Origin of the sequence: Acinetobacter sp. CIP 102637 (assembly GCF_000368425.1) — a bacterium.
GTDB classification, from domain to species: Bacteria; Pseudomonadota; Gammaproteobacteria; order Pseudomonadales; family Moraxellaceae; genus Acinetobacter; species Acinetobacter parvus.
On the sequence record NZ_KB849435.1, the window covers coordinates 869,618 to 878,583 of the forward strand.

Genomic DNA, 8,966 nt, shown 5'->3' on the forward strand with positions numbered 1-8,966 from the left:
GCCCTCCTGTTTAATTCTGCTTAGTAAGCACTGGCTTCAAACAGCAAATGAACATCACTGATCACGCCTTCCCTAAAACCACCTTCGCAATAACACAGATAAAAATCCCACATGCGGATAAAGCGCTCATCAAAACCAAGTTGCAGCACCTGATCACGTTGCTCCAGAAAACGCTGACGCCAACACTTCAAGGTTTGTGCATAGCTTTGACCAATATCTTCCAGATGTTTGAGACGAAGTTTTTGCTCAGAAGCCGTTTGCGTCATCACACTGATACATGGAATAAAACTACCGGGGAAAATATAACGCTTAATGTAATCCACCGTATTTAAAGCTTTAACATAGCGTGCATCTTCAATGGTAATCGCCTGTATCAAGGCTAGACCATTCGGCTTGAGGAGCTCGCGGCATTTTCGGAAATAAGTTGGTAAATATTGCTCACCCACTGCTTCAATCATTTCAATGGACACCAATTTGTCGTATTTACCTTCGAGTAAACGGTAGTCCTGAAGCTGTACAGACACCCGATGAGACAGCCCTGCTTCAGCAACTCGGGCGAGTGCTTCATCGTACTGAGCTTTGGAAATGGTAATGGTGGTCACCTTACAGCCATAATGCTGAGCCGCATAAATGGCAAAGCCTCCCCAGCCGCTGCCAATTTCAACCAAATGGTCCATCGGTTGCAATTGAAGTTTTTGGCAGATCAGTTCTTTTTTATAATCTGAAGCTTGTTCCAAGCTCATACAGGGTTCTTTAAACACCGCACTGGAATACATCATGCTGGAATCTAAGAACAATTTAAAAAAATCATTGCTCAAGTCATAATGCTCAGCAATATTCTGACGACTACCATCAATTGAATTCTTGCGGGATTTATACCAAGCCTTAAGTACCAACTGGCTAGCTTTTGCCACTACATTTTGATTCATCCGATCAAGCACATCACGATTACGCGCTAGAATACGAATTACATTGACCAGATCTTCACTGCTCCAGTAACCACGAATAAAGCTTTCTGCTGCCCCCAATACACCATTACGGAACAGCAAATCCATCAGACGGGTATCATGAACCTGTATCACCGCCTGCAGATCACTGTTTTCACCAACTGTCCCGTTCCAGAGGCCTTTAAAAATCAGCTGACCATGGCGTAATTTCAACAGGTGGCGCAGCACCACGGGCAGTTCGGTATGCTCTCCCATTAACAGTGTTTTCATAGTCATGTCTTTCCTTTTTCTTTTTTAGGATGCCGATAAAACGGAATTTTCTTTTTCCATAAGCGCAAAGCATGTAGATAAATCCCGCTCACCATCCTAAAGGGCTCAAGAACTTTTAATACAGCATATCGATGTTGCTGTGAAGGAAGTGTGATGGCTTGCAGCTTAAATTTCATGGTGGCATCAAATTGCAATATTTCTTGTTCAAACAACTGCATATGAATCATATTTTGCTGTTCTGAAAAGCTAAAACGCCAACGGTAATCCAGTGACATTGGCATGAATGGCGACACATGAAAGGCCTTTTTAAAGTCAAACTGATGGCTCTGGTAAGGCGTATGTTTAGTTTCATTGTGCCGACAATCGTGAATGTACACCTGACGTTCATTCCACGGTGTATTGGTGATTTCACTCAGTATAAAAATCAGTTGATCGGTCGTATCAAAGATCAAATAAAACACCACAGAATTAAAACGAAAACCCAGTGTGCGTGGTAAAGCCAGTACACGAATAGATGCAGCATGTGGTAAATGATAGTTTTCGTGTTTGATCAGTAACCGTGCAACTTTCTGCCGAATCGAGCCATATTCCATGTTTAGAAAGTCACGTTCATCCAAGGTCAATAAATTCCAGCGACTAGAAGACCAGAACCAAGACTTTTGGGTAAAATTTGCCAGTTGATCTGGATCAAAGCATAAATAGTTAAGCTTCACCTCAAAAGCATGTGATTTGGGCAAATAGCGACGATGCCTAATTTCGGTAGAAGCCATAGCCAGTGGATACATTTGCATTCTGTACTCCTAAGCCGCTTGCTCAGTGTGTTGCAGCAACTGATTTACAACCCATGAAGCACTACGCGCTCCATCTTCATGAAAGCCCCAGCCCCAGTAGGCACCACAGTATGACGTCCGGTTCTGGCCATTAACCTCAGCCCAACGTTGTTGTGCCTCAATCGCGGCAGCATCAAATACTGGATGACGGTAATATCGTTCTACCCATATTTTTTTCGGATCGAGGTTAAAGTTAGGATTGAGTGTGGCAAAGATTTGGGTTTTACAATTCAGGTTTTGCAACTGGTTCATCCAATAGCTAAAACCATAGTGCATGCCACTATGCTGGAATGGCGTCTGTTCAGATCCTTGACTCGAAGTTACATGCACATGCCAACTCGCCCATTGGCGACGAGATTTGGGCATAATACTAGTATCGGAATGCACCACCATGCGGTTATCCTGATAGCGAAACTTACCGAGTACGTCCAACTCCTGAGCAGAAGGGTCTTTCAGTAATTTCAGACTATCATCAGCATGGCTGGCAAAAATGACCCAGTCAAAACGTTCACTGCCCTGTCCAGTTTCAATCACTACATCATTGGCACTACGGGATACATGAAGCACACCTGTCTTGCGGAAAGTCATATTCGATTGGGCCTGAATGGCACGAACGTAACGAACTGATCCACCCTTGACCGTAAGCCACGAAGGTCGTTCTTTCAGCTGCAACATACGATGGTGCTGAAAAAAGCTCACCACAAATTTATAGGGAATCTGTCCAGCTTGCTCTACTGGACAGGACCATAGCGCTCCGCACATCGGATAGAGATGTTCATGACGAAAAGCTGTGCTATATCCATGTTGATTTAAATACTCATCAATACTGAGCTGTGCATCGACCTGTTCCACATCCAGATCTTTATTCGCCGCATAGAAACGGAACAGATCCGACAACATCGCGCGAAAATCCGCATTAAAAAAGTTTTGCGGTCGGAATAACAGCGAGAATTTTTTTGAAGGATTGTACTGTAAGCCACTGACCTGATTATTCACCGAAAAGCCCATGTCACTGCTTTGCGATTGAATTCCAAGCTCTTTTAGCATCGAGCAGAACAGCGGATAGTTATGCTCATTAAACACGATAAAGCCACTGTCTACCGCAACCTTTTCACCATCGATATTTAGCTGATGAGTATCAGTATGACCACCAAAGTAGTTATTCTTTTCAAAGATGGTAACGTCATACACTTTACTGAGTTTCCAAGCTGCATACAAACCAGAAATACCTGAACCAATAATCGCAATTTTCATGGTGATTCCTTAGAATGAATAGTAGGTGCGCCTGTTTTGGCTGGTTTTCTCTGTTTTCGAGCTTGTGCAATTTTACTGACGTCATAGACCCGCGCTGGAATTGGCTTTAAGCCCCAGACTATCCCGAGCCAAGACATAATTTTTAGAAGGTAATAGGTCACATCAATCTGCCACCAGTAAAAACCCTGCCGGGTACTGCCAGCATAGTAATGATGGTTGTTGTGCCAACCTTCGCCCAAGGTAATGATGGACAGGAATAAGTTGTTACGGCTTTGATCATCAGTGTCAAAATCACGGCTACCGTAATGATGCGCCAGTGAATTGATACATAAGGTCGCATGGATCAACAACACCGTGGAAACCACAAAACCCCAGACCAAAAGTTGCAAGCCGGAGGTCCCAAGTTGTGGCCAAGTGATTGCCAACCATTCACCTAGTACATAAATCCCGCCGGCAGTCAGCAGCACAACAATCAAACTGAAACGGTCTAGCCAGATCAGCTCTGGATATTTCAGCCAGTCCTTGATGACTTCTTTACGTGTAGCAAAATTATATTCATTCAGAAACCAACCAACATGGCTATAGTCAAATCATTATAAAACTAATACAATGGTGCAATGAGTTATTCAGAACATTTTAGACGTAAAATTTTAGCTAAGCTTGAGGAAGGTTATTCTATTCGAGCGGTAGCTGCACAATTTGAAATTAATAAAAATACCATTGTTGAATGGAAGAAACGTATAGAGATTAAAAAAACTCGTGTACGTAAACCTTCTAAAATTAACGATGATGCTTTACGTGAAGATGTTGAAAAGTATCCTGATGCTTATCAATATGAACGTGCTGCACGTTTTAATTGTGGTGTTTCATCTATTGGTGCTGCATTAAAGCGCTTAAATATTACAGTTAAAAAAAGACGTTAAGCCATCCTAAAGCAGATACAAGGCTTAGGGATAAATTTATTCAGCAAGTGAAAGAATTAGAAAAAAACCACCCGATTATTTATCTGGATGAAAGTGGTTTTAAGTCACATGATTATAGACCTCATGGCTATTCACGAAAAGGAGTACCCTGTTTAGGGCAATATAATTGGCAATTAAAGAATCAGACCAATGCCATTGGAGCAATCCATAAAGGGGATTTATTTTCAGTCGGTTTATTTGATTGCAAAATCAATTCAGATGTTTTTCATTTTTGGATTGAGCAATTCCTGATACCAGCATTACCTGAAAATAGTGTAGTGGTTATGGATAATGCAGCATTTCATAAAAGAGCAGATATTCAGGAATTATTGGAACAACAAGGGCATAAAATTCTTTGGCTTCCTGCATACAGCCCTGATTTAAATCCTATAGAACAGATGTGGGCATGGGTTAAACGTAAGCGTAAAGAATGGTTGATCGACTCAGTCGATGAGTTATTTCGAGTTTTTTTCGAATCCTGTATGAATAATAAAGTAGTTTGACTATATACCAAAAACCATGCGTCGAGGAATGCGGGTCTTTCAAGGTATCAGTATAGCGATGGTGATAACGGTGATGCGCTGCCCACCAGAGCGGACCACGCTGCGCGCTCATGGTGCCAATCAGCACAAACAGAAACTGTACTGGACGCGAAGTCTGAAAAGTTTTATGCGATAAATAACGATGAAAAAAAGCAGTAATTGAAAACATGCGGACCAGGTAGAATGCCAACATAAAACCAATTGCAAACCATGACACTCCAACCCAAAATACTGCAAGGCAGGCGAGATGCAATAAGATAAATGGTAAGATCCTGAGCCACTGAATTTTACTATTTTCAGCAGTCTGGGTTTTGAGCGCTGAAGGTGTAGACCAACTATCTACCCATCGCATCAGACTTTTCAACATCGACTCACCCTAAATTTTTGCAACTATATTTATTCTATTTGATGAGTTTAATCAGTCAGATATGAATTTTATGTGAAGTAAATAAAAAAAACCGAACTGTAGAGAGATTTATCAGTTCGGCAAAAGGTTAGCAGATTAATGAGGCAATTTGATAAGTTTTGTCACGTCATAGCCATAATCTTTCGCAGTGTCTATATATGACTGATAAGTTGCTTCATCTAGTTGCGGTTCACGTGACAAAATCCATAGGTATTTATGACTTGGTCCCCCCACAAGTGCCACTTTATATTCTGGATCTACTCGCAATACCCAGTAATCACCTTTGCTAAATGGTATCCATCTTAAACCTGTAGGCAAAAAGCTGACCTTCAGTTTGCTGTTCCCCTGATTTTGCGAATACGCAACACCTTCAGAGCTAATTATTTCGCCATTGGCAATTCGGCAGCTATTCAATACCCCGATAGTTTGATCGGCATTGACGCTATATTTTGCCGTGATATTAGCTATACATTTACGCTGAAAATACATCGGTAAATGCGCAATTTCATACCACTTGCCTGCATACTGCTTGATATCTACCTGATCGACTGTCTGAGGCGCAACCGTTTCCGCTCGAGTCAGCATGCTTAAGCTCATGAGGGTCAGTGCCGTAACCGCAAAAACTGACTTGAATAGAGTATTCATTTTTAAGCCTTGAATAATTTCAGGACTAAGATACAGGTGGATGTGAACAAAGTGTGAAGATTAAATGCAGGATGAATGTAGGCGAAATTTCAATCTTAAAGCCTGAGAAAATGGAGAAAATCATTTATTCTTGGACCCCCTTTTAACGCGGTAAATTAGTTTTTTCTGTTTCAATGTATCAATGCTGTCGATAGACTTTTTAAAAAAAATCAACTAGATCAACATATTAACTCCTGATCCAGTCATTTTTTTATAAGATAATTAAATATACATATAAAAAAACTTGATTAATTTTATTTTTAAGGTATAGTTAACTCAACTAGAAAAAAGTCTTGTTTCATTAAATCTCTGTTAACTATCGTCGTTTTATTCATAATTCTTCGTTTTTTTAGATTTTAAGTCTCGTTCATTATTATTTTCCAAGTTATCAGCAGTCAATAAAATGGCTAAAATTATTAAAAAATCAGTAGGATTTATTATGTCAAACTCAAATGTTGTTAAAGGTACGGTTAAGTGGTTCAATGAAACTAAAGGTTTTGGTTTTATTCAACAAGAATCTGGCCCAGACGTTTTTGCTCACTTCAGTGAAATTGCCAACTCAGGTTTTAAAACCTTATTTGAAGGTCAACAAGTTGAATTCAGCATCGCTCAAGGTCAAAAAGGACCGAATGCGGTCAATATTGTTGCTATATAAGCACTAAAATACGAGTTGAAAAAGCACTACTCAGTGCTTTTTTAATTTTAAAGAAAAAGTTGTTGTTCCATATTGGAAAAAATCATAAAAATAGGATATAAATTGTTAAAAGTTAATGAATTAATTGCAAAATCTAAAAATGGTACTGAAATTATCGTTTCTTTAATTCCCTTAAATAAAATGCAGAATACACGTCAAGGTTTTAAAGAAATTGAAGTGGGTAAAAGAGTTCTGCTGGAATCTGGAATTGATGTAGATTTAAATTTAGATGGTCGTACATTTTATACGTCTTTAAATCAATTATTTAAGCTAAATCATAAAGTGATTTAAATAAAAAAACTTCTGAATGATGAAGCCATGTAATGGTTTCTCTTTCCTGCTGTTATTCAAGGTACATCTAAGTATTCCCTGCCTATTCAGAATGGTGTCTGTTTATAGAGAGTTCCTTTTCTAGATGAGCTAGATTGCCGTTCTTATTTCAGCCAGAAATTCTCATCTAAACTTTCAAACCCTGCTCTTTTTAAAATTTCAAAGCCACTCTTTGCTGTCATCTGCTACAGGAGTACCGTGCATCACATGCTGAATCATTGCATAGGCGATACTGCCCTTAAACGGAATCTCGGGTAACTGATCAAATTTAAAAAATTGCGCATCGCTGAGCTCATCTTCCTGAATCTGAATCTCACCCGAGTGATACTCCGCTCTGAAAGCCATCATCAGGTTGCTAGGAAACGGCCAAGGCTGGCTAGCCAGATATTGAATATTCTTGATCTGCAGCCCAACTTCTTCCAGTGTCTCACGGCTTACTGCCTCTTCCAGGGTTTCTCCAACTTCAACAAATCCAGCAATTAGGCTGTACATCTGGGTTTTGTTGCGAGCATTTTTTGCCAGCAGAATTTCATCTTCGCCGCGGGTGATGATAGTAATCACACAAGGATTCACCCGCGGATACTGGTTATAGCCACAGGATGGACAGATCATGGCATACTGGCTGACATGCTGCTGGGTAGCATGGCCACATTTGCTGCAGAAGCGGTGGTTACGACGCCACTCCAGTAACTGCACAGCACGGCTGGCCTGTTCAAATTGCGGCCTGCTCCAGACCTGCACCAGTTGCCGGATCGGGACCAGTTGATAACCTTCGGGTAGTGATTCATTTTCTTTTAGATCCCGTGCAATGACTTGGCCATTTTCCGACAGATCTAAGTCGTGCTGCAGTTTTTCTACCTGCGGCAACTGAAAATGTTCATCCACCAGTAATTGCTGGTGTCTAAAAATATACGCTTTTGAATGCATACTCATGACATCCACTGATTAAAAAAATCCCATACATAGAGGTGTATGGGACAAAACTAAGGAAGCTTACATAGAGTAACTTTAAACAAAATACTAGGGGCCAACTAATGAAATTACAACCATAATAATTTGTATATTTTTGATTAAAATCACACAACTTTCACACCACTTTTTACTTGGCGCAAGAAATGGCACCGCTGCTGGGAGGAAGTACAATATTGTTCTGAACGATGTAAACGTGAGTCCAGGCAGCTTTCAAAATCAAACGCTTAGAAACGCTTGTATTGGCGTGAACAATAGGCCCGTATCACGTCGGGTGAACGCAGTTGCAGATGTTTGGTTTTTCGGCCAGTGACGCGTTCACGCCACATTTTAAAAACTCGATGCTTTCATATTTTGCCGCATCAAGCGGACACTGAGGTGGTTCCGTTAATTAGACCACTCAATTCAGTTTTATAAGTGATAAATCCGCTCTAAATATTTAAATTATGCTGCCATTACTTTTAGTAAATGTTGATCATAAAATTCATTTGGTGTTGCCTTATTCAAACTTGAATGAGGACGTATCATGTTATAAAAAATCCAAATATTCAGCAATTGATTGTTTCGCTTGTGTAACCGTATCGTAAGCCTTCAAATAGACTTCCTCATGCTTCAAGCTGCGCCATAAACGCTCAATCATTACATTATCCATCCATCGTCCTTTCCCATCCATACTGATACGGATATTTCGCAATTTTAACTCATTCAAAAAATGCCTCGCTTGTGAATTGACTGCCTTGGTCTGTATTAAACACCTCTGGACAACCATATTTCACAATTGCTTCTTGCAACGCATCTATGCAAAAGTCTGTTTCCATACTGATCGATACACGATGAGCCAGTACTTTACGACTATGCCAATCTATAATTGCACACAGATAGACAAAGCCTTTAGCCATAGGAATGTACGTTATATCTGTACACCAGACTTGATTAGAGTGATCGATGACCATGTTTTTCAACAGATATGGGAAAATACGGTGTGCAAGATTAGGCTTACTGGTATTGGGTTTTGGATACAAGGCATGTATTCCCATCAAGCGCATTAAACGTCGGACTTTACGCCGACCTATTTGAT

General features: G+C 40.3%; 9 protein-coding genes and 5 pseudogenes. 5 read left to right on the top strand and 9 right to left on the bottom strand.

Going from position 1 to position 8,966, the window contains the following annotated elements; all coding sequences use genetic code 11:
• Positions 1-20: 20 nt before the first annotated feature.
• The 4 genes and pseudogenes from F967_RS07140 to F967_RS07155 all read right to left on the bottom strand — a co-directional run.
• Positions 21-1,223 (bottom strand): SAM-dependent methyltransferase, encoded by a 1,203-nt coding sequence (locus F967_RS07140; RefSeq protein WP_004799086.1) that lies wholly within the window; start codon positions 1,221-1,223, stop codon positions 21-23.
• On the bottom strand, positions 1,220-2,008 hold the full coding sequence (locus F967_RS07145; protein WP_004799087.1) for a DUF1365 domain-containing protein: 789 nt from the start codon (positions 2,006-2,008) through the stop codon (positions 1,220-1,222). Before F967_RS07145 ends, F967_RS07140 begins: the two co-directional genes overlap by 4 nt.
• Before the next feature lie 9 nt (positions 2,009-2,017).
• On the bottom strand, positions 2,018-3,301 hold the full coding sequence (locus F967_RS07150) for an NAD(P)/FAD-dependent oxidoreductase (RefSeq protein WP_004799088.1): 1,284 nt from the start codon (positions 3,299-3,301) through the stop codon (positions 2,018-2,020).
• Positions 3,298-3,891: pseudogene (locus F967_RS07155) on the bottom strand (acyl-CoA desaturase); the annotation flags it as partial. The gene F967_RS07150 and the pseudogene F967_RS07155, both read right to left, overlap by 4 nt.
• 27 nt (positions 3,892-3,918) lie before the next feature.
• Here F967_RS07155 and F967_RS07160 point away from each other — a divergent pair.
• The gene (locus F967_RS07160; protein WP_000122230.1) at positions 3,919-4,224 is read left to right on the top strand and encodes an IS630 transposase-related protein; all 306 of its coding nucleotides are present in this window, start codon (positions 3,919-3,921) and stop codon (positions 4,222-4,224) included.
• Positions 4,225-4,271: 47 nt separating this feature from the next.
• On the top strand, positions 4,272-4,766 hold the full coding sequence (locus F967_RS07165) for an IS630 family transposase (RefSeq protein WP_004760103.1): 495 nt from the start codon (positions 4,272-4,274) through the stop codon (positions 4,764-4,766).
• 4 nt (positions 4,767-4,770) lie between these two features.
• On the opposite strand, the pseudogene F967_RS13740 reads toward F967_RS07165, so the two are convergent.
• Together F967_RS13740 and F967_RS07170 are read right to left on the bottom strand one after the other, a co-directional pair.
• Positions 4,771-5,172: pseudogene (locus F967_RS13740) on the bottom strand (acyl-CoA desaturase); the annotation flags it as partial.
• Positions 5,173-5,307: 135 nt separating this feature from the next.
• On the bottom strand, positions 5,308-5,856 hold the full coding sequence (locus F967_RS07170; protein WP_004799091.1) for a lipocalin family protein: 549 nt from the start codon (positions 5,854-5,856) through the stop codon (positions 5,308-5,310).
• Between the two features lie 478 nt (positions 5,857-6,334).
• Between F967_RS07170 and F967_RS07175 the strand changes: the two genes are divergently transcribed.
• Together F967_RS07175 and F967_RS07180 are read left to right on the top strand one after the other, a co-directional pair.
• Entirely contained in the window at positions 6,335-6,550 is a 216-nt protein-coding gene (locus F967_RS07175; protein ID WP_004799092.1) for a cold-shock protein, read from the top strand.
• Positions 6,551-6,652: 102 nt separating this feature from the next.
• Positions 6,653-6,880: a hypothetical protein gene (locus tag F967_RS07180; RefSeq protein WP_004799093.1), complete on the top strand. Its 228-nt coding sequence runs from the start codon at positions 6,653-6,655 to the stop codon at positions 6,878-6,880.
• A gap of 198 nt (positions 6,881-7,078) precedes the next feature.
• On the opposite strand, the gene nudC is transcribed toward F967_RS07180, so the two are convergent.
• On the bottom strand, positions 7,079-7,852 hold the full coding sequence (gene nudC / locus F967_RS07185; RefSeq protein WP_034431086.1) for an NAD(+) diphosphatase: 774 nt from the start codon (positions 7,850-7,852) through the stop codon (positions 7,079-7,081).
• 174 nt (positions 7,853-8,026) lie between these two features.
• Between nudC and F967_RS13745 the strand changes: the two are divergent.
• Positions 8,027-8,119 (top strand): annotated as a pseudogene (locus F967_RS13745) (DUF2256 domain-containing protein); the annotation flags it as partial.
• Here the strand turns inward: F967_RS13745 and F967_RS13750 are convergent.
• Both F967_RS13750 and F967_RS13755 read right to left on the bottom strand, forming a co-directional pair.
• Positions 8,116-8,260 (bottom strand): annotated as a pseudogene (locus F967_RS13750) (DUF2805 domain-containing protein); the annotation flags it as partial. The pseudogenes F967_RS13745 and F967_RS13750 overlap by 4 nt on opposite strands.
• Before the next feature lie 72 nt (positions 8,261-8,332).
• A pseudogene (locus tag F967_RS13755) lies at positions 8,333-8,966 on the bottom strand (IS3-like element ISAcsp5 family transposase); the annotation flags it as partial.